This is a genomic window from Micromonospora sonchi (genome assembly GCF_014646235.1).
In the GTDB taxonomy this organism is placed as follows: Bacteria; Actinomycetota; Actinomycetes; order Mycobacteriales; family Micromonosporaceae; genus Micromonospora; species Micromonospora sonchi.
In genome coordinates this window covers 189350-208909 of record NZ_BMNB01000004.1, presented here as the reverse complement: position 1 = coordinate 208909, position 19560 = coordinate 189350, and the positions used below count along the sequence as shown (strand labels likewise).

17 protein-coding genes and 2 pseudogenes are annotated in these 19560 nt (G+C 70.8%); 1 reads left to right on the top strand and 18 read right to left on the bottom strand.

Annotated features, from left to right (window positions below):
- Nucleotides 1-122: 122 nt before the first annotated feature.
- From IEY61_RS06585 to IEY61_RS06575, 3 genes and pseudogenes are all read right to left on the bottom strand, one after another.
- Nucleotides 123-662 (bottom strand): annotated as a pseudogene (locus IEY61_RS06585) (hypothetical protein); the annotation flags it as partial.
- A 69-nt stretch (nucleotides 663-731) separates the two neighbouring features.
- A complete protein-coding gene (locus tag IEY61_RS06580) occupies nucleotides 732-1190 on the bottom strand; it encodes a hypothetical protein (protein ID WP_189041554.1) in 459 nt (152 codons plus the stop codon).
- Between the two features lie 168 nt (nucleotides 1191-1358).
- The gene (locus tag IEY61_RS06575) at nucleotides 1359-2099 is read right to left on the bottom strand and encodes a hypothetical protein (protein WP_189041552.1); all 741 of its coding nucleotides are present in this window, start codon (nucleotides 2097-2099) and stop codon (nucleotides 1359-1361) included.
- A gap of 164 nt (nucleotides 2100-2263) precedes the next feature.
- Between IEY61_RS06575 and IEY61_RS06570 the strand changes: the two genes are divergently transcribed.
- Nucleotides 2264-3463 carry an arginine deiminase gene (locus IEY61_RS06570; protein ID WP_229705729.1) on the top strand — a complete coding sequence of 400 codons (1200 nt, stop codon included), beginning with the start codon at nucleotides 2264-2266 and terminating at the stop codon, nucleotides 3461-3463.
- Nucleotides 3464-3628: 165 nt separating this feature from the next.
- On the opposite strand, the gene IEY61_RS06565 is transcribed toward IEY61_RS06570, so the two are convergent.
- The 15 genes and pseudogenes from IEY61_RS06565 to IEY61_RS06495 all read right to left on the bottom strand — a co-directional run bounded on the left by IEY61_RS06565 (nucleotide 3629) and on the right by IEY61_RS06495 (nucleotide 19488).
- Nucleotides 3629-4513: a DUF5926 family protein gene (locus tag IEY61_RS06565; RefSeq protein WP_189041548.1), complete on the bottom strand. Its 885-nt coding sequence runs from the start codon at nucleotides 4511-4513 to the stop codon at nucleotides 3629-3631.
- Between the two features lie 55 nt (nucleotides 4514-4568).
- Nucleotides 4569-5810 (bottom strand): sensor histidine kinase, encoded by a 1242-nt coding sequence (locus IEY61_RS06560; protein WP_189041546.1) that lies wholly within the window; start codon nucleotides 5808-5810, stop codon nucleotides 4569-4571.
- Nucleotides 5811-5859: 49 nt separating this feature from the next.
- On the bottom strand, nucleotides 5860-6651 hold the full coding sequence (locus tag IEY61_RS06555; RefSeq protein ID WP_189041544.1) for a glycerophosphodiester phosphodiesterase: 792 nt from the start codon (nucleotides 6649-6651) through the stop codon (nucleotides 5860-5862).
- Between the two features lie 11 nt (nucleotides 6652-6662).
- A complete protein-coding gene (locus tag IEY61_RS06550) occupies nucleotides 6663-6998 on the bottom strand; it encodes a rhodanese-like domain-containing protein (RefSeq protein WP_189041542.1) in 336 nt (111 codons plus the stop codon).
- Nucleotides 6999-7076: 78 nt separating this feature from the next.
- Entirely contained in the window at nucleotides 7077-8018 is a 942-nt protein-coding gene (locus tag IEY61_RS06545) for an LCP family protein (protein WP_444543341.1), read from the bottom strand.
- A 199-nt stretch (nucleotides 8019-8217) separates the two neighbouring features.
- The gene (locus tag IEY61_RS06540; protein WP_189041541.1) at nucleotides 8218-9396 is read right to left on the bottom strand and encodes an LCP family protein; all 1179 of its coding nucleotides are present in this window, start codon (nucleotides 9394-9396) and stop codon (nucleotides 8218-8220) included.
- 174 nt (nucleotides 9397-9570) lie between these two features.
- Nucleotides 9571-10806: an LCP family protein gene (locus tag IEY61_RS06535; RefSeq protein ID WP_189041540.1), complete on the bottom strand. Its 1236-nt coding sequence runs from the start codon at nucleotides 10804-10806 to the stop codon at nucleotides 9571-9573.
- Between the two features lie 65 nt (nucleotides 10807-10871).
- Nucleotides 10872-11846, bottom strand: a complete 975-nt coding sequence (locus tag IEY61_RS06530; protein WP_189041539.1) for an NAD-dependent epimerase/dehydratase family protein — start codon at nucleotides 11844-11846, stop codon at nucleotides 10872-10874.
- Nucleotides 11847-11943: 97 nt separating this feature from the next.
- The gene (locus tag IEY61_RS06525) at nucleotides 11944-13611 is read right to left on the bottom strand and encodes a monocarboxylic acid transporter (RefSeq protein ID WP_189041662.1); all 1668 of its coding nucleotides are present in this window, start codon (nucleotides 13609-13611) and stop codon (nucleotides 11944-11946) included.
- A 5-nt stretch (nucleotides 13612-13616) separates the two neighbouring features.
- Complete coding sequence (locus tag IEY61_RS06520) at nucleotides 13617-13970, bottom strand: DUF485 domain-containing protein (protein ID WP_189041664.1); 354 nt, start codon at nucleotides 13968-13970, stop codon at nucleotides 13617-13619.
- Between the two features lie 161 nt (nucleotides 13971-14131).
- Nucleotides 14132-14671 (bottom strand): annotated as a pseudogene (locus IEY61_RS06515) (flavin reductase family protein); the annotation flags it as partial.
- Between the two features lie 21 nt (nucleotides 14672-14692).
- On the bottom strand, nucleotides 14693-15784 hold the full coding sequence (locus IEY61_RS06510) for a TFIIB-type zinc ribbon-containing protein (RefSeq protein ID WP_189041537.1): 1092 nt from the start codon (nucleotides 15782-15784) through the stop codon (nucleotides 14693-14695).
- 25 nt (nucleotides 15785-15809) lie between these two features.
- Complete coding sequence (locus tag IEY61_RS06505) at nucleotides 15810-16928, bottom strand: SPFH domain-containing protein (protein ID WP_229705728.1); 1119 nt, start codon at nucleotides 16926-16928, stop codon at nucleotides 15810-15812.
- Nucleotides 16929-17047: 119 nt separating this feature from the next.
- On the bottom strand, nucleotides 17048-18739 hold the full coding sequence (locus tag IEY61_RS06500) for an ABC transporter permease (protein ID WP_189041533.1): 1692 nt from the start codon (nucleotides 18737-18739) through the stop codon (nucleotides 17048-17050).
- Nucleotides 18724-19488, bottom strand: coding sequence for an ABC transporter ATP-binding protein (locus tag IEY61_RS06495; RefSeq protein WP_189041530.1), 765 nt, complete (start codon nucleotides 19486-19488; stop codon nucleotides 18724-18726). The genes IEY61_RS06500 and IEY61_RS06495 overlap by 16 nt, the downstream gene beginning before the upstream one ends.
- Between the last annotated feature and the right edge of the window lie 72 nt (nucleotides 19489-19560).

Below are 19560 nucleotides of genomic sequence, written 5' to 3'. Positions count from 1 at the left end.
GCCTACCGTGCCGACCCGGTGGTCGTCGGCGTCGGAGCCGGCGAGATCGGCGTCGGTACGGCGGTCGTCGGTGCGGCCGGCGTCGTGGGCGGCGGCGGTGCCCCGCCCGAGATCTCGTCGCCGCAGGCCAGCGTCCGGATTCCGGGCGGGCTGGTGACGCGTACCTCGATCGGGCACACGTCGGTGCCGGCGGTGACCAGGCGCAGGGCCCCGGCCTGGTCACGGGTGACCACCTGAAGTGGCTCGTACCCGATCACGTCGAGGGTGGTGAACTGCCAGTCGGCGGCGCAGAGCGGGCCGTTGCGCACCCGCACCCGGGCGTCCCGAGGCAGCAGGTCACGACGGCCGCGCACCAGGTCGAGGATCCGCTGCCGGGTTGGTTCGCCCCGGCAGGCGACCGCCACCAGGCCCGCGTCGACGGTCGGGCTGGGCGTCACCGGACCCGGTAGCCCCGTGGCGGGCGGCGGTGTCGACGCGACCGGTCCGGTCGCGCTCGGGGTGGCCGCCCGGGTGGGCAGGCTCGGCGTGCCGTCCCTCAGCTCCGGGGGCGTGCCGCAGCCGGCCAGCAGGAGCACGACCAGCGCCAGCGTGGCGGGCGACCGCCGACCTCTCGACGGGTCGTGACCGTACGACGGACGACCGGCGGCGCGACGGATGGGCATGGGCGGCACGTGACGGTCCTCAGGGCAGCGGCGAGCATCGGGGGGGTGGCCGAGCCCATGGTAGGAGGATCAGACCTCGGAGAAGAAGGTCAGTGAGCCGGCGACCGCCCCGTCGGCGAGCACCGGCGTGGAGATGGCGTCGACGGTCGCGTCGGTGGTGTCCTCCGCTGCCGCCTCGATCCGGAGCAGGCCACGGGCCAGCCGACCGGAGGAGAGCGCGAGCAGTGGTGGAATCTTGTCGATCTCGGGATCGGTCAGCTCGCCCCGGTTGGCGGTGAAGTCCAGCAGGCGCAGCCCGCCGTCGAGCAGCGGCAGCCCGATCAGGTCTTCCGGCCTACCCAGGCAGAGCAGCTCACAGCCGGTGGCGGAGACGGCCAGCACCCGGGCCTCGGCATCGATCAGAAGGCAGGGCTCGTCGGCGCTGGAGACCGTCGCGGACCAACGGCCGATGTTGTCGCACCCCGGCTCCGTCGGTGTCCTCGTCGTGGGCGCGAACACTTCCGTGAGCGAGAGTTCGACGTGGGCCACCGCGCCTCCTATGTACACCGACGGTACGTCCACGCTAGCCGGTCGTCGCGGCGCTCGCCGACCGTGCGCTGGGCATTCGGGCCGTCGGTGCTGATCGGTGCCGGGTTTGGCACCGGCGCGGGCCAACGGGTGCTTGGCTGGCCCGGCCGCGTGGCGTCGCCGCAGACGTTACCGGTGGGTGGCCCGCTTGTCAGCGGCCGTTCGGCCGTCGTCATACCACCGGTAGTCCGCCGCGGGTGGGTACGTGCCGTCCGTCCAGGTGCCGGGGTGCTGCGCCACCCGGGAGAGCTTCTCGGCGGTGGCCGGGCTGATCCGGTTGCCGCCCGCGACGAGAAGCCGGTCGAGCTCGCGGTGCGTCGCCATGAGGCAGTCCTTGGGGAGGCCGTAGACGCTGATCACGCCGGAGCCGACGAAGGTGAGCACCGGGGTCACCGGGATCGGATGGCCGACCGCGGCGGTGAGCGCCTTGCTGGCCCGCCTGGCATCACGCCGGGCCTCGGTCACGTACGGCGGGCGCTTGCCGTTGATCTGCACCACGTCACCGGCGACCAACACGCGGGCGCGACCGTGGTCGGCGATGGTGACGGCGAAGAGCCCGCTCGGGCCGATGGCGAGGAATCCGGCTCGATCGTCCTCGCTGTCGCTCAGCAGGGCGTCGACGGCGTCCGTGCGAGGCCAGTCGATGACGTGCCACGCCGGCCCGAGATGGTCGAGTTGGCCGAGCGCCCGTGCGCCGGCCGCCTCCAGCCGCCGGGCGCCCCGCTCGGCTCGGCGGCGGCGAGCCCACGCCAATGGGGACGGACGAGGGGCCGTGGTCACCCCTGGCTCCTTGACACTGGGGTGCGTTACCGCCACGGGAGGTAGTGCCCGGGCGGACGGTACGGCTCGACGAGCGGGGAAGACAGTCATCGCGACCTCCGGCAAAAGGTCCCTCGAAGTTACCTACTCACTACCCTACGTCGCCGATCCCGGTGGTCGGCAAGCCGGAGCGCCGGAATGAGTACGGATGAATGCCATATTCATCCACAGGCTTTTTACCGGATGCCGCCAAACCCTGCCCTACGCTGCCAAGAGTGAGCCACCACGTGCACAGTGAAGTCGGCCGGCTGGGCAGTGTCCTGTTGCACCGGCCGGGGCCGGAACTCGCCCGGCTCACCCCGCGCAACAACAACTCCCTGCTGTTCGACGGCATCCCCTGGGTGGGGCGTGCACAGGAGGAGCACGACGCCTTCGCCGACACCCTACGCCAGCGCGGCGTCGAGGTGCTCTACCTGACCGACCTGCTCACCGAGGCGCTGGCCGTGCCGGACGCCCGGGCCGGGTTGACCGAGCAGGTGCTCAGCTCCCCCCGACTCGGCGACACCCTGCGCGCCCGGGTCGCCGCGCACCTGTCGTACCTCGACCCGGCCGCGCTCGCCGGCGTTCTCGTCGCCGGTCTGGCCCATGAGGAGCTGCGGCTCGGCCCGGACCGCCGCGGTGGCCTGGTCTACACCATGATGGACCGGCACGACTTCGTCATCGACCCGCTCCCGAACCTCGTGTTCACCCGGGACTCCTCTATGTGGATCGGCGACCGGGCGGGAGTGACCAGCCTGGCCATGCCGGCCCGACGGCGGGAAACCACGCTGACCGACGCGATCTATCGGTACCATCCACGGTTCGTCGGCACCGAGTACATCTACCACCGCGGGCTGGAGCCGCTGGAGGGCGGCGACGTGCTGCTGCTGGCCCCCGGGGTGCTCGCCGTCGGAGTGGGTGAGCGGACCACCCCGGCCGGGGCGGAACGGCTGGCCCGCCAGGTCTTCGCGGTCGGCCTGGCGCACACCATCCTCGTCGTCCCGATCGCCCAGGAGCGGGCGACCATGCACCTGGACACCGTCTGCACGATGGTCGACGTGGACGCGGTGCTGATGTACCCGAACATGGCGAGCACGCTGTCGGCGTACACGGTGATCGCCGGCACCGACGGCGACACCCCCCGGGTGGACGGCCCGGCGCCGTTCCTGCGGGCCGCCGCCGACGCGATGGACCTGGACCGCCTCCGGGTGATTCCCACCGGACTGGATCCGGTCACCGCCGAGCGCGAACAGTGGGACGACGGCAACAACAGCCTGGCGCTGGCCCCTCGGGTCTGCGTCGGCTACGAACGCAACGTCGAGACCAACGCCCAGCTGGAGCGCGCCGGCATCGAGGTCATCCCGATCGCCGCCTCCGAGCTCGGCTCCGGCCGAGGCGGCCCCCGCTGCATGTCCTGCCCCCTGCTACGGGAGTAAGGAAGGGCCCCCTATTAACGTCTGCGGTAGAGAAAGGGCCCCTATTAACACCGAGGGCGCCGGCTCGGCACCGAGGACGCCGGCTCGGCACCGAGGGCGCCGGCTCGGCACCGAGGGCGCCGGCTCGGCACCGGGGGCGCCGGCTCGGCACCGGGGGCGCGGGGTTCAGCGCAGGGTGAGTTGGCGGCCGAGCAGGCCCTGCCGGGACCGCCGGGCGGCGGCGTCCAGCGGAGCTGTGTCGGCCAGCGCATCGGCGTAGCGCTTGGCGAAGTCGGCAACCGGGGCCTCCCAGTCGGCCGCCGGCGGCTCCTCGGGCAGGTCCCAGACCGGCACCAGCCGTCCGTGGGCCCGGAACATGCCGGCGAATTTGGTCCCCTCGGCGAGGGTCAGCGAGCCGGCCGCGCCCAACCGGGCCAGCGCGTCCAGGGCGGCCTCCTCGGCCTCGGGCAGTACCCAGCGGACGTGTGCCTTCTCCGGCACCCGGCACCAGTACGCGGCCCGGGCGGCGGCCAGCCGTACCGTGGGATAGATCGCCGCGTTGGCCCGCTCCAGGGACGCCTGCACCGTCGGGTCACCGGCGGCCTCCGGAGCGAGCCAGAACTCGAAGTTCTCGTGCAGGGTGATCTCCAGCGGACCGTCGACCAGGATGTCCTGGAGCCGGGGTCCGGGGCCGGGCAGCGGCGGCACCGAAACGGGGGCACCTGGCTCGGTGCGGATCGCGCAGAGCAGCGACTCGGCCAGATCACGGGAGACGTCACCGGACTGGAGGTGCCGCTGAAGGCCGACGAAGACGTGCCCGTCCGACCGGCTCATCGCGGGCGCGGCCATCGGTAGCACGGTGGCCAGCGTGATCGGTCGGTCGCCGTACTCCTCGACCAGCGCCGGCGTGAGCCGCAGCGGTGCGGAGGCGGCGGGGACCAGCTCCCGCAGGCCGATCCACTCCGGCTCGTCGGCGAGCCCTTCGAAGGGACGGGGAACGAAGACGTCCCGTACCCGCTCCCGCTTCCCGCCCGGCGCGGCTGCCCGCTGGTTCTTTCGACGCTTGCTCACGGCGAGACAGCCTAGAGGGCCCCGCGACCCGATGCGGCCACGACCCACCACCGGTTCACCTGCGGGGCAGCCGCACCTCTGCGACCGTGCCGCCACCCGTCCTCGGTCTGAGGAACACCCACCCGTCCTGCTGTTCGACGATCCGACGGACGAGATACAGGCCGAGGCCGGTGCCGGGATAGCGCCGCCGGTCACCGGAGTCGCCCTGCCAGAACCGGTCGAAGGCCCGTTCGACGTGTTCGGGGCGTACGCCGATGCCGCGGTCGCTGACCCGGAAGCAGACGGTCTGGCCGTCCGCCTCCGCGCTGACCTCGATCGGCGAGCCGGGTGGGGAGTACTTGTCGGCGTTGGTGGCCAGCTCGGTCAGTACGGTGCCCAGACTCTGCCGGTGTCCGACCGCCCTGGGCAACTCGGCCGGCAGTCGGAGGGTGGTCCGGCGACGCAGGTCCGCAGGTAGGTCGGCGACGGCGAGCCGGAGTGTCTCGGCGAGGTCCAGCGGCGCCGGAGGCCCTTCACCCGGCCACGCCTCGGCGGCGGATGTGAGCAGCCGGTCGAGTATCCGGGCCAGTTCGTTGGCTCGCTGCCCGATCACCCGGGCCGCCTGCCGCCGATCGGTCTCGCTCAGCGACTCCCAGTGGTCGGTGAGGGTGTCCGCGTACCCCTTGATGACCGTCACCGGGGTACGAAGCTCGTGGCTGGTGACCGCCACGAAGAGCTCCCGCTCGTCGTCGTCGCGTTGCTGGTCGCCGACGGCCAGCCCGTCCGCGAGCGCGGCCACCACCGGACCGTCGCCGCGTACCGGGAGGCCGCTCTGGTCGCCGTACATGTGGGCGATGCAGGAGCCCAGGTAGCCGACCACCCCGTGCTGTTCGCTGCAGGGCTCGTCGTCACCGGCCAGGTAGAGGGCGTGCAGGCTGCCGACGGGGTGCCCGGCGATCTCCGCCCGGGAGACGACCATCCGCCGCAGGCCACGCTCGGCCAGCTCGACGGCGAGCCGGTGGGTGAGGTGATCGGTCCGTACGCACCGCACGCGGGGCCCGGTGAGCAGGCAGTTGGTGACCGGGTCGCTGGCTGGCAGCGGCCGACCGACCGCCCACTCGGCGGCACCGGTGGCGGCGATCACCCGGCCGCCGCTGGGCGCGAACTCGACGAACGCCATGCCCGCGGCGCCGAGCGCCGGCTGGGCCACCTGGAGCAACCGGTTCAAGACCGGCAGGCCCACGTCGCCCGAGTTGATCATCTCGATGATGACGGTGTGGCCGGCGATCAGAGCGGGGTAGTCGGTGCGGTCCGGCATGTCCCCGAGTGTGCACCGCCACCCGTGTCGTTGGGCATCCCCGAATGGGTCACCGAGGTATCCGGGCCAGGGTCTGCGCCGGACGGTCCGTGATCACCCCGTCCACGCCGGCAGCCAGCACGAGTTCGAGATCGGTCGGCTCGTTCACGGTCCAGACGTACACCTGGTGTCCGGCCGCCCGCAGCGCCGGCACCAGCGCGGGCCGGGCCCGCACCAGCCCGATGCCCGGACCGGCGATACCGGCACCGAACGGCAGCCGACCCAGGTTTGGCCAGCGGGGCAGCATCTCCAGCAGCAGCACGGTCGGCAGCGCGGGAGCCAGGGCCCGGAGCCGGCGTACGGCCAGCGGGGAGAAGGACATCACCGTGACCCGTACCGGATCCTTGGGGCGCGGTTCGGCCAGGCCGTAGCGGCGCAGCAGCGCGACCAGCCGGCGCTCGACGTTACCGCCGTAGCGGGACGGGTGCTTGGTCTCCACCAGCAGCCGGACCGGCCGACCGGCGGCGAGGACGGCCTCCAGCAGGCGTTCGAGGGTGAGCAGCCGGGTATGTGACGCGTCGAGCACCTCGTCGCCGTCGGCGGGTACGCAGCCCGGATGCCAGGAGCCGAAGTCCAGCTCCTCCAGTTCGGCGAGGGTACGGCTGCTCACCAACCCGCGGCCGTTGCTGGTCCGGTCCAGCCGGCGGTCGTGTACGCAGACGAGGTGCCCGTCGCGGGTCAGCCGGACGTCGCACTCCAGCCCGTCGGCGCCCTCGTCGAGGGCCCGCAGATAGGCGGCCAGGGTGTGCTCCGGCAGGTCGTACGACGCGCCACGGTGCGCGAAGACGAGGGGTGAACCCATTCGCCGGCCGCCTACCGGACCTGGCCCGGCTGCCCGTCCGCGCCGATCACCGGCCGCCCGGTGGCCGCCCACTCGCCCATTCCGCCCGCGACGTTGCGCACCTGCTCCCACCCGTTGCGCATCAGGTACGCGACCACCTGGGCCGATCGCCCGCCGGAGCGGCAGATGACGGCCACGTCGCGGTCGGTCGGCACCTCGGCGAGCCGGGCCGGCAGTTCCATCATCGGCAGGTGGTGGGCGCCCGGTGCGTGACCGGCGGCCCACTCGTCGTCCTCCCGGACGTCGAGCAGGTACGTGTCGTCGCCGATCTCGGGCACGGTCACGGTGGGAATCTGAGGTCCGAACACGGGTACCAAGCCTAGAACCTTCCGGGGCGACCGGCACGGTCGGCGCGACCCGGTGCGGCCGACATTGCCGGCCGGCGGTCACAGCCGGGTGACCCAGCGCGGGTTGGCGTCGGCCCACTCGGGCATCCGGGTGCCCCGGACCGCCTCGAACAACCCTCGGCCGCCGCCGTCGAGCACGACGTACGACACCTGGTTGATGGTTTGTGCGTGCGACGGCACCTGCACGCCGTGCAGCGTCTCGGCGGAGAGGCCGTGCATCGCGAGCAGCAGATCCTCCACCGGTATCCCGTTGGTGTCCATGGTCAGGGAGTTGCCGACCGCCTGGATGAGTCGGTGCAGTTGGACGGGATCGGTGCGCAGCCGGGTCTCGCCCGCGCGTTTGAGCATGGCGCCCAGCAACTGCTGCTGGTGGGTCTGCCGGTCGTAGTCGCCGCCGGGCAGGTCGTAGCGCTGGCGTACGTAGTCCAGCGCCTGCGCGCCGTCCATCTGCTGGCAGCCGGGGTGGAAGACCCGATCGGTGTGGATCGAGTGCACCTCGGTCCCTACGCACATGTTCACCCCGCCGAGCAGGTCGATCACGTTGCGCAGGCCGGCGAAGTCGACCAGGGCGGCACCGTCGAAGCGGATCCCGGTGAGCCGGGCCAGGGTGGCCGAGAGCAGTTGGGCACCGCTCTGGCCGCCCCCGCCGTACTCGTACGCGGTATTGATCTTGTCTTCGCCGCCCGGATAGCCGGCGCCGGGCGGAATGGTGACCAGCAGGTCCCGGGGGACGGAGACCAGATAGCCCGTGCGCAGCCCGGCCGGGATGTGCACGATCAGGATGGTGTCGGTGCGCTGCTGCGGCCCGATGTCGCCGGGCCGGCGGTCCGAGCCGACGAGCAGGTAGTTGATCGGGCCGTCCAGGTCGGTGCGGTCGGCCCGGGCGGAGGGGGCCAGCAACCGCTCCCGGGTGATCGTGTGTTCGTACCGGCTCGCGAGCACCCGGAGGCCGACCACGGCGAGCGCGGCCAGCAGCACCACGGCCAACCCCGCGGCGAGCAGTACGCGGGGCCAGCGCGGGTGCCCTGGGCCGCCGCCCGGTCTCCGCGCCGCGCTGTCTCGCGCCGTCCTGGCCGTGACGTCCCTCCCGTGAGCCTGAAATGAAGAATGCTCATTTCAGGCTACGGAATGATCACGGAGTGTGACGGAGGTTCTCCAAGGTTCCGGGACGGCCGCCCGGTCAGCCCCGGGAAGAGATCACCTCGGGGTTGTAGAAGACGAACTCGGCGAGCTTGTCCTGCCGGACGGCGCGGAACATGTCCATGGTCCTCTCGTCGAGCGCCTCGTTGCCGTTGCCCCCGGCGTGGAACGTGCCGCCGTTGGTCTTCAACATGATCAGCTCGTTGCCGGTGACCCCGCGCATGGTGAAGACGAAATCCTCCACCGACACACCGCCGGTGTCGAGGATGAATGCCTTGCCGGCCGCCTTGAGTAGCCCGTTCAGCTTGATCGGGTTGGTCATCACGCCGTCCTGGGTGGCCTTCTTCGCCATCGCCTTGATCAGCTGCTGCTGGTTCGCCTGGCGGTCGTAGTCACCGTCCTTGAGCCCGTAGCGCTGACGGGAGTAGTCCAGCGCCGCCCAGCCCTTCATGTTCCGGCAGCCCTTCTTGTGCACCACCGGAGTCCGCGGCTTGCCGGTCTTCTTGGCGTCCGCGTTCCACATCGGCTTGCCGTCGACGTACGACATGTGGTGCGAGGCGACCTCCTGCTTGACGCAGATGCGCACCGAGCCGAGGGCGTCGATGACGCCCTTGAAGCCGCCGAAGTTGATGATCGCCGCACCGTCGAAGCTGATGCCGGTCATGCCCTTGATCGTCTTGGCCATCAGCTGGGCGCCGCCCTCCCAGCCGCCGCCGTTGCGGGCTCCCGCCTGGAAGGCGCCGTTGACCTTGCCGACGCCGCCCGGGTAGCCGGTCTTCTCGAAGGCCGGGATCCGCGCCTCGGTGTCGCGGGGGATCGAGATCAGGTAGGCCTGGTCGTGGGTGGCCGGGATGTGCAGCACGATGATGCTGTCCGCCCGGACGTCATCGGCGTCCCACCGTTCGCGGGCGTCCACACCCAACAGCAGCAGATCGATCGGGCCGTTGAGGTCGCCACCGCCCTCCGCCTGCGACTTGCCCGCCTCGTCGAGCAGGTTGCGCTGGGAGATGTTGCCGGTGGCCTGGCTGATCACCGCCTTGCTGCCGACGATGGCCACCCCGCTGGTCATCATCAGCACGGCACCGAACACCAGGGTCAGCCGAGCCCAGAGTGGATCTTTACGTCGCTTCTTCTTGCCGGGCTTCTTCTTGCCGGCGGCCGAGGGTGGCGTGGCGGACGCGCGAGGCGGCTCGAGCAGGGCGGGGCTGTGAACCGGCATACGTGCTCCAGCTCGTGTTCTCCGAAGGGGGCGGGGACACTTTACGTACGCCGATCCGTCATGGCGAATTCGGGTGGCGGCCAACCAGCGTTCTTAGCCACGTCACCCTGCTGAAATACCCGAACGGACACATTGAAATGGATGGTCGGGTGTTGGTGTGCGGAAGGCAGTACGTCAGCCGTTGCCGGTCGCCGGTTTCTTGTTCGCCTTCACCCAGTCGGCCATCGTGTCGGCGGACATCGCGCGGTACATGGTCAGCGCCTTTTCCCGGTCGGAAACGACCACCGACTCGCCGTTGATGGTCTGGCTCCCCAGGTGCGGGCTGGTCACGAAGGTGAGGTTCTCCCCCCGCAGGTTGCGGAACTGCACCGCCATGTCGGTCAGCGAGAAGCCGTGGTCGACCGTGACCGCGTCGGTCACCGCGCGGAGGAAGGCGTTGAGCTTCTTCGGGTTGGTCAGCGTGCCCGTGCTCGCCGCCTTGTCCATCAGCGCACGCAGGAACTCCTGCTGGTGGCGCATCCGGGCGAAGTCACCGTCGGGGAACTGCTTGCGCTGCCGGATCCAGTCCAGGGCCTCGGCCCCGTTCATGTGGTTGGTGCCCTTGGTGAACTTCCGGTACGGCTTGTGGATCGAGGTGATGGTCCGCTCCACCTTCAGATCCACCCCGCCGAGCGCGTCGGTGACCTGCTTGAAGCCGCCGAAGTCGATCGCCATCACGTGATCGATGTGCACGTCGGTGAAGCACTCGACGGTGCGTACCGCCAGCGGCAGCCCGCCGAAGGCGAAGGCTGCGTTGATCTTGCGGCGCTGGCCGGACCCGCAGTCGGCGCCGGCGCTCTCCGGGATCGGCACGTAGAGGTCGCGCGGAATGGAGACGAGGTACGCCTCCTGGTGGTTGGCCGGGATGTGCATGACGATGATGGTGTCGGCACGCCACTCACCGGCCCGATCCATCGGCGCGTCCGGATCCCGCGAGTCGGTGCCCACCATCAGGATGTTCAGAGCGCCGTCCACGGCCTTCGCCGGTCGACCGCCGGTGATCTCCGAGAAGGGGTCGGTCCGGGCCAGGTTCTTGTCCAGGCTGCGGGCGTAGAAGAAGGCACCCGCGGTGCCGGCCAGCGCCAGCACCAGCAGGACGACACCGGCCACCAGGGCGATCCGGCGCCACCGTGGCCGCCGTCCCCGCGGCGGAAGTGCTCCACCGGGCCCACCGGGCCCCACCGGCCCGCCCGGGCCGCCCGGCCCGCCCGGGCCGCCCGGCCCGCCCGGGAGGGCCGGCTCGTCGTGCGACGGGTACCAGCGCGTCTCGGCCGCTCCGGCGGCACGCCCGCCCGGACCCGGCACCGCCGCGCGGCCTGCGCCGCGAAGCAGGTGAGAGAAGGGCAGTGCGGCGGGGATGGTGGCTGACATGTAACTCAGGGTACGCAGCCGCGGCCAGTGCCGCCGTCAGGCGAAATCGCGTCGTGACGAAGCCATCACGCCAGCCGCTCGCGGAAGTACTCGATCGTGCGCCGCAGACCCTCCTCCGGCGCCACCGTGGGCTCGTATCCGAGCAAGTCCCGGGCGAGGGTGAGGTCGGGACGACGCATCTCCGGGTCGTCGGCGCTGCGAGTGACGTACGTCACCTCGGACTTGCTCTCGGAGAGTGACACGATCGTCTCGGCCAGTTCCCGCATGCTCATCTCGTGTTCGGTGCCGCAGTTCACCGGCCCGCTCTCGGTCGAGTCGAGCAGCAGCAGGATGCCCCGGACCAGGTCCGCCACGTAGCAGATCGAGCGGGTCTGGTTGCCCGTGCCGTGCACCGTGATCGGCTCGCCGCGCAGCGCCTGGGAGATGAAGGTCGGGATCGCCCGGCCGTCGTCCGGCCGCATCCTCGGCCCGAAAGTATTAAAAATGCGGACAATGGCCGTGTCCACCCCCCGGCTGCGGCGGTACGCCATCGTGGCGGCCTCGGAGAAGCGCTTGGCCTCGTCGTAGACGCTGCGGACGCCGATCGGGTTGACGTTGCCCCAGTACGTCTCCCGCTGCGGGTGCTCCTTCGGGTCGCCGTACGCCTCGGAGGTGGAGGCCATCAGGAACCGGGCGCCGTCGGTGGTCGCCCGCTCCAGCAGGTGCAGGGTGGCCACCGAGCCGACCCGCAGGATCTCCACCGGCAGCTTCTCGAAGTCCGTCGGGCTCGCCGGGGAGGCCATGTGAAGGATCGCGTCGAAACGCTCGGCCAGCGCCGGGTGCTCGGGCAGCCCGTCGGAGACGTCCGCCTCGACCAGGGTGAAGGCCGGCTTGCCGAGCAGGTGCGCGACATTCTCCCGCGACCCGGTGACGAGATTGTCCAGCGCGACCACCGTGCAGCCGCGGGCGATCAGCGCGTCCACCAGGTGCGAGGGAACGAAGCCGGCCCCACCAGTGACCAGAATGCGATGACCGGGCCCGAAACGCTGCTCAACCTTCATGCCGGTGAGCATATAAGGAAGGGCCCCCTGTTAACGCCTGGCGTGGTAAAGGGGGCCCTTCTTAACAACTTGCCGTCGACCGCGAGCGCGGCTCCGGTCAGTGCGCGCCGGCTCCGGTCAGGGAGCGCACCTCCAACTCGGCGTACTTCTCCTCGTCGTTCTCCTTGGAGATGATCGTGCCGATCCATCCGCAGAGGAAACCGATCGGGATGGACAGGATGCCCGGGTTTGACAGCGGGAACCACTGCCAGTCGTGATCGGCGAACATCGCCGTGGGTGCCCCGGACACCACCGGCGAGAAGAACACCAGCACCACGGCTGCCAGCAGGCCGCCGTAGATCGCCCACATCGCGCCGGAGGTGTTGAACCGCTTCCAGAACAGGCTGTAGAGGATCGCCGGCAGGTTGCCCGAGGCGGCCACCGCGAAGGCCAGTGCGACCAGGAAGGCCACGTTCAGGTTCTGCGCGAAGATCGACAGCACGATGGAGACCGCGCCGATCACCAGCGCGGAGATCCGGGCGACCCTCACCTCCTGCCGCTCCGACGCCTCGCCCCGCTTGATGACGTTGGCGTAGAAGTCGTGCGCCAAGCTGGACGACGAGGCCAGGGTCAACCCCGCGACCACCGCCAGGATGGTGGCGAAGGCGACCGCCGCGATGATCGCCAGCAGCGCCGCGCCACCCAGGTCGCCGCCGAAGAATTCGATCCCGAGCGCCTCGGCGAGCTGTGGTGCCGCCGTGTTGCCGGCCTTGTCCTGCTCACGGATGGCGTCGCCACCGACCAGCGCCGCCGCACCGAAGCCGAGCGCCAGGGTGAACAGGTAGAAGGTGCCGATGATGCCGATCGCCCAGAGCACGCTCTTGCGGGCCGCCCTCGCCGTCGGGACGGTGTAGAAGCGGATCAGGATGTGCGGCAGGCCGGCGGTACCGAGCACCAGGGCGATACCGAGGGAGAAGAGATCGACCTTGTTGTAGAAGGTCTGTGTCGCGTTGCCGGCCACCTCGACGCCGTACCGTAGCCCCGGCCCCAGGAAGTCTGCGCCGTGACCGGAACTGGTTGCCGCGTCACCCAACAGCGCCGACAGGTTGAACTTGTACTTGGCGAGCACCAGCAACGTCATCAGCAGCGCGCCGCCCATGAGCAGGAATGCCTTGACGATCTGTACGTAGGTGGTGCCCTTCATGCCGCCCACGGTGACGTAGATGATCATGAGTGCGCCGACCATGATGATGGTCGCCACCTTGGCGGTTGCCGCGTCCATGCCTAGGAAGGTGGTGCCGGGCCGGATGCCGAGCAGCAGCGCCACCAGGGCGCCCGCGCCGACCATCTGGGCCAGCAGGTAGAAGATCGACACCGTGATGGTGGAGACCGCCGCCGCCGTACGCACCGGACGCTGCCGCATCCGGAAGGCCAGCACGTCGGCCATCGTGTACCGGCCGGAGTTCCGCAGCAGCTCCGCGACCAACAGGAGCGCGACCAGCCACGCCACCAGGAATCCGATGGAGTAGAGGAAGCCGTCGTACCCGTAGAGCGCGATGAGGCCGGCGATGCCGAGGAAGGACGCGGCAGACATGTAGTCGCCGCCGATCGCCATGCCGTTCTGGAAGCCGGAGAACGACCGGCCGCCGGCGTAGAAGTCGGTGGCGGTCTTGGTCTGCCGGCTGGCCCAGATCGTGATGGCCAGGGTGCCCGCCACGAAGGCCAGGAAGAGCGCGATGGTCAGGTTGCGGGCGGTGGTGTTGCCCGCCTCGGCTGCGAGGATCATCGTGCTCACGAGTCACCTCCGGTGAGTTCGTCGCGGATCTTGTCGGCCACCGGGTCGATCTTCCGGTCCGCGTACCGGGAGTAGTACCAGGCGATGAGGAAGGTCGAGACGAACTGGAGCAGGCCGAAGACCAGCGCCACGTTGATGTTGCTGTCGAACAGTCGCGCACTCATGAAGCCTCGGGCGTAGGCGGAGAGGATCACGTAGAGCGCGTACCACAGGAAGAATGCGACGGCCATCGGGAAGACGAAACCGCGCAGCGCGCGGCGTAACCCGGCGAACTCGTCCGACCGTTGGACCGCTAGGTATCGCTCCGACACCGAATCGCTCGGTGCGGATGCGGGCGTGTCCGTGGACATCTTGTGGATCACCACCTTCACAGACATCAGGGATTTCGCGCACGGTAGGAGGCGCGTCCCCCGCCGGAAAAGGCTGAGATCGGTGGTGGTCGGCACGTGCGCCGAACGGCAGCGTCGCTGCGCCGAGTGACTCAGTTCACTCCGTTGACCGGTCGGTGGGATCAGTCCAACTCGCGGTAGCGGCCCCGGTGGTGCAGCAGCGGCTCGGTCTCCTCGGTCATTTCCACCCGCTCGATGGTCGCCTCGACCAGCAGGCTCCAGCCGTACTCCCGGGCGGCGTCCAGCCGGCAACCGGCCCAGCCGCCGGCGTCGGCCGGCACCGGCCCGTACGGCGTGTCGGCCCAGCGGCCGGCGGCGAAGAGGCCGCCGGGCGACGGGAAGAGCCCGGCGAAGCGGTCGGCGAGCTGCCGGTGCGGCGGGCCGAGCGGCGCCATGGCGAAGACGCCGGATTCCTCGATCGCCGTCCAGAGGTCCGACTCCGCGTCGATCAGGCCGAGCAGCCGGCCCGGGTCGCCGTCGGCCACCAGCGTGGACGACACGGTCAGCCCGGCCGGGCCGGGCGCCGTCCAGAGGGTGACCGGCGCGGCGAGTCGACCCCGCAGCCGGCGTACGGGCGAACGCTGGTCAGCCGGCACGGCGAACGGGTCGGTGTGGTGGATCCGGGCACCCGGCTCTTGATGATTCACGTGAAACATTGTGGCCCGCCCACCGGCGGGCCACCCCTACCGACTCAGCAGGTACACCAGCACGAACGCGGCGACCACCGCCAGCGCGGTCAGCACGGCTGCCATGATCTTGGCGGTGCTGTACGGACGCTCGCCGATGACCTCGCCGGTCCGGGCGTTGACCAGGACCTGGTACGACCGGCCCGCGTGCAGGTACGCGGCGATCCACACCGGCAGCAGGAGCAGCTTGTACGTGACATCCGAGTAGCTGGTGTCCACCGAGGTGACCTGCTGCTCGTCGCCGCCGATGTCCGACCGGCAGTCCCGCTCGATGACCGGCGCCATCCGGGCCTTCGCCGTGGTCAGTCCCGTCTCGGGCTCGGTGTCGTACCGCAGCGCGTGGTACCCGGCCAGGTAGTCCCGGTGGTATGCGACCGCCTCGGCCAGCGGCCACGGGGTCAGCTGGTCCAGTTGCTTCTCCGGCAGGTGTGTCGTGGCGGGCACCAGCACGTCGTCGAAGTCCCGGCGGACGGTGCCGCTCGCCGAGTGCCAGCGGGTGTGCCGCACCTGCCGGGTGCGCGTCTCCTGCTTGCCGTCGACGGTCACCGTGTACGTCTCGGTGACGTAGTAGTGCTCGCCGCGCTGGCCGCGGTAGTCCGAGACGGTCCGCGCGTCGAACGTCCAATGCGGCAGGTAGGTGCCCTTGAGCGTCTCCGCCTCGCTGACCTTCTTCAGACTGCTCGGCGCGAACCAGCGGCTGCGGCACCACTTACCCAGGGCGGTACGCACGCCCGACCGATCCACCGCGAACGGCAGCACCGCCTCCGGCACGATCAGCTCGCCCGTCGTCGTCTCCGCCACCAGGGGCGTGGCGCAGAACTGGCAGCGCTGGGCGAGGGCGTCGCTCTCGGTGTGGGCGCCGCAGCCCGGGCAGACGAAGGCATGCGCGCCGATCTCGGCCGCCGGCTTGCGCGGGAGCCGGGCCAGCTCGGCGTACGCGTGCTCGCGCACCTGGCGGCCAGCACCGGCGATCTCCTGCCGGTGCCCGCAGTACGGGCAGCTCAGCGCCGTCGTGCCCGGCGCATGCTCCACCCGGGCACCACAACCTCCGCACTGGTACGACGGCGGAGAGACGGTCGTGTCGCTCATCTCGGTTCCCCTCCTGCCCTCGTGATCACTGCGGCGGCAGCGGTGGTGGCACGCTGGCCAGCACCGACGCGAGTTCCGGTACCTGCCCGGCCGGCTGCCACTGCGCCATGCCGGCCCGCCAGATCAGCGTGTCCGGGCCCAGCGTGCCCGCGTCCGCCTGCCCGGCCAGCCCGGCGAGGTCGAACGGGCCCTGCCGCTGCCCGGCGACTCCGATGTACCACTGCGTCTGGTTGGGCAGCGGCGGCGGCTCGGTGCCGACCGGTGGCGCGGGGGCCGGTGCCGGTGGCGTTCCCGCATCGCCCGACATGGCCCGGGCCATCTGCTGTCCCATGGCCATGCCCATGCCCAGCCCGACGCCGGCGCCCGCCTCGCCGCCCGGGTTCTTCGCCGCCTCCTCCAGCGCAGTGGCCGCCTGGTACCTGGTGAACCGGTCGAGGTCCCCGACCGCACCCATTTCGGTCCGCTTGTCCAGCGCCCGCTCCACCTCGGGCGGCACGGAGATGTTCTCGATGACGAACTTGGGGATCGCGATGCCGAGGTCGGCCACCTCCTCGGTCAGCACGCCGGCCAGCCGCCGGCCGATCGCGTCCTGGTGCGCGGCCAGGTCCAGCAGCGGCACGCCTGCCGTGGCCAGCGCGCCGCCGAGGCGTCCCACGATGACCTGGCGCAGGTATTCCTGCACCTCCTCGGTGCGGAACTGCGGATCAGTGCCGACCAGCTCCCGCAGAAGTTTCTGCGCGTCCACCACCCGCGCCGCGTACGCGCCGAACGCCCGCAGCCGGACCACGCCGAACTCGGCGTCCCGCAGGATCACCGGGTTCTGGGTGCCCCACTTCATGTCGGTGAACTGCCGGGTGTTGACGAAGTAGACCTCGGCCTTGAACGGCGAGTTGAAGCCGTACTTCCAGCCCTTGAGGGTGGACAGGATGGGCAGGTTGCGGGTCTCCAGCGTGTACGTGCCGGGCGGGAAGGCGTCGGCGATCTGCCCCTCGTTGACGAACACCGCCGTCTGGGACTCCCGGACGACGAGCTGGGCACCCATCTTGATCTCGTTCTGGTAGCGGGGGAAGCGCCAGACGATGGTGTCCCGACTGTCGTCCAGCCACTCCACGATGTCGACGAACTCACCCCGGAGTTTGTCCATCAGACCCATCGTCTCTCCCCTCCCGAGCTGCCGAGATCATCGGCGTTTCGGCGGACGATAGCAACTGCCCACAACACCACTCGCCGCCCGCGAAGGCGGTGCGACGAGGGTGCCGGGGATCAGCGGCGTGGAGTGACCATCGCCAGCAGCTCGGGTAGGCGGCGGTCCAGCACGTCACCGGCCAGGTGTGCGCCGAGCAGCGCCGCGCCGACGCCGTACGCCAGCCCCAGCGGCAGACCCAGCCAGAGCCAGGCGTCGCCGAGCAGCGCGGCGGCGACCACCATCGGTACGGCGATCGCGCCGGTGGCGACCATGGCCAGCAGCGTCAGCAGGCTCTTGACCATCCCGGCGCCGCTGTTCATCGCGAACGGGTTGCTCGTCTCCGGCAGCGAGTAGGCGCCGAGCACCGACACGAACGAGTTGACCGCCAACCCCGCGCCGTAGGTGCCGACCAGCGTGCCCGCCATGAACCCGATCCAGGCCGGCTCGCCGAGCACCAACGCGATCACCACGGCGACCACCGCCAGCATGGGCAGCACGTACAGCGAGAAGGCGGTCATCCGGGCCCGCAGCTCAAGCCGGCCGGGCACCCCGGCCACCACGTTCGCGGCGTACGCGCTGCCGTCGAAACCGAACTGGTTGGCCAGGGTCACCGCGGCGAGCAGGCCGACGAAGAGCATGGAGAGGCTGACCAGCAGCGGCGACGTGTCACCGGCGAGGCTGAAGCCCTGTTCGTTGCCGACCGTGAAGCCCTGCCCGCCGAAGTTGACCATCACCGGCACGAAGAGGCCGACCACCGCGATGGTGATCAGGTTCGCCCGTCGTCGGGCATCCCGCCACCAGTAGCGGGCCTCCCGCGCGACCAGCACGCCGAACCGGTCCCGCTTCAGCCAACTGGCTGCCCGAGGGAAGAGCTGGGCCACCACACCGCCGGTCGCCGCCGGACTGGCCTTGGCCGGGCCGGAACTCGCCGCGCCCACCATCGCCGACTCCAGGGAACGCGACCACCAGGCCAGCAGCGCGGCGATCGTCGCCAGGGTGATCAGGAGTTTCAGGGGTGCGGCCCAGGCCCGGCCCTGGGCCACGTCGATGCCGGCCGTCCACGGTGCGCCGAACGGCGTCCAACCGATCACGGTCGCCACCCCGGCCAGCCGGTCCCAGTCGACGTCCTGGAACGCGGCCAGACCGGCGATCTGCAACGGCCCGAGCAGCGCGGCGGCCACCGCGAGCAGCACGGCGGCCAGGTCGCGTACCCGCCGGGACCGCAGCATGGTGGCGAAGGCGCTGGTCACCGCCCGGGCCGCGGCCACGCAGAGCAGCACGCCGCAAACCACTCCGAGCGCCGCGACGGCGGCGGCGAACCAGCCGCCGAAGACACCGGCCGTGACGACCAGGCCGGAGAGCGCCACCAGCACGGCGATCGTGGGTACGCTCACCAGCGCCGCCGCGAACAGCCCGGTGACCAGGGTGCGCCGGGGCAGCGGCAGCAGCGCGAAGCGGGCCGGGTCGAGTGTCTCGTCGACGCCGAAGAAGACCAGGGGCAGCAGCAGCCAGCCGAGCACCGTCAGCCCGCCGGCGAACGCGGCGACCAGCATCGCGTACCGGTCGTTGCCGGTCAGGCCGGGTGCCGCCAGGCCGAAGAAGGCGCTGGCCGCGAACCAGAGCCCGAACAACGACCCGATCAGGAAGAGCGCCACGCGCCAGCCCTGGCCACGGAAGTTGTTGCCCATCACCCGCAGCTTGAGCCGGACGAAGTGCCGCGCCGACACCCGCCGGACCTGATCCGTCGGGGCGTTCAGCGGGACAGCCATGCCAGCTCCTCACCGGTGGCCGTACGCCCGCCGACCACCTCGACGAAGACCTCCTCCAGGGAGCGTTCGCCGCGTACCTGCTCCAGCGTGCCGACCCGCTTGATGGTGCCCTCGGCGAGGATCGCCACGTGCGAGCAGAGCCGCTGCACCACCTCCATGACGTGACTGGAGAAGACCACCGTCCCGCCCCCGGCGACGTACCGCTGGAGGATGTCCCGGATCAGCGCCGCCGAGACCGGGTCGACCGCCTCGAAGGGCTCGTCCAGCACCAGCAGCCGGGGTCCGTGCAGCAGCGCGCAGGCCAGGCCGATCTTCTTCTTCATGCCGGCCGAGTAGTCGACGACCAGGGTGCGGCCGGCGTCGGCGAGGGCGAGCACGTCGAGCAGCTCCGCCGCCCGCTGGTCGACCACCGCCGGGTCCATGCCGCGCAGCAGACCGTGGTACGCCAGCAGCTCGCCGCCGCTGAGCCGGTCGAACAGCCGTACCCCGTCCGGCATGACGCCGAGCAGTTGTTTGGCGCCGACCGGGTCGGTCCACACGTCACGCCCGAGCACCCAGGCGCCGCCGGCGTCCGGCCGCAGCAGCCCGACGGCCATCGACAGGGTGGTGGTCTTGCCCGCGCCGTTCGGGCCGAGGAGCCCGTAGAACGAGCCGGTCGGCACGTCCAGATCCACGCCGGCCACGGCGATCTTGCCGTCGAAGCTCTTGGCCAGGCCGCGCAGCGCCAGGGCAGGGTGCTCACCAGTCATGTACCAGACGGTAGCCGGTTCCGGCCAGAGTCCTGCCCGCCCAGAGAATGATCCTCGGGTCCTTCTCCAGTC

What these genes read in the sequence shown, in the direction of transcription:
- IEY61_RS06575 (WP_189041552.1), bottom strand. Translation starts at nt 2,099, where the DNA reads ATGACTGTCTTCCCCGCTCGTCGAGCCGTACCGTCCGCCCGGGCACTA.
- IEY61_RS06560 (WP_189041546.1), bottom strand. Translation starts at nt 5,810, where the DNA reads ATGCCGGACCGCACCGACTACCCCGCTCTGATCGCCGGCCACACCGTC.
- IEY61_RS06555 (WP_189041544.1), bottom strand. Translation starts at nt 6,651, where the DNA reads ATGGGTTCACCCCTCGTCTTCGCGCACCGTGGCGCGTCGTACGACCTG.
- IEY61_RS06540 (WP_189041541.1), bottom strand. Translation starts at nt 9,396, where the DNA reads ATGCCGGTTCACAGCCCCGCCCTGCTCGAGCCGCCTCGCGCGTCCGCC.
- IEY61_RS06535 (WP_189041540.1), bottom strand. Translation starts at nt 10,806, where the DNA reads ATGTCAGCCACCATCCCCGCCGCACTGCCCTTCTCTCACCTGCTTCGC.
- IEY61_RS06530 (WP_189041539.1), bottom strand. Translation starts at nt 11,846, where the DNA reads ATGAAGGTTGAGCAGCGTTTCGGGCCCGGTCATCGCATTCTGGTCACT.
- IEY61_RS06525 (WP_189041662.1), bottom strand. Translation starts at nt 13,611, where the DNA reads ATGATCCTCGCAGCCGAGGCGGGCAACACCACCGCCCGCAACCTGACC.
- IEY61_RS06520 (WP_189041664.1), bottom strand. Translation starts at nt 13,970, where the DNA reads ATGTCCACGGACACGCCCGCATCCGCACCGAGCGATTCGGTGTCGGAG.
- IEY61_RS06510 (WP_189041537.1), bottom strand. Translation starts at nt 15,784, where the DNA reads ATGAGCGACACGACCGTCTCTCCGCCGTCGTACCAGTGCGGAGGTTGT.
- IEY61_RS06505 (WP_229705728.1), bottom strand. Translation starts at nt 16,928, where the DNA reads ATGGACAAACTCCGGGGTGAGTTCGTCGACATCGTGGAGTGGCTGGAC.
- IEY61_RS06500 (WP_189041533.1), bottom strand. Translation starts at nt 18,739, where the DNA reads ATGGCTGTCCCGCTGAACGCCCCGACGGATCAGGTCCGGCGGGTGTCG.
- IEY61_RS06495 (WP_189041530.1), bottom strand. Translation starts at nt 19,488, where the DNA reads ATGACTGGTGAGCACCCTGCCCTGGCGCTGCGCGGCCTGGCCAAGAGC.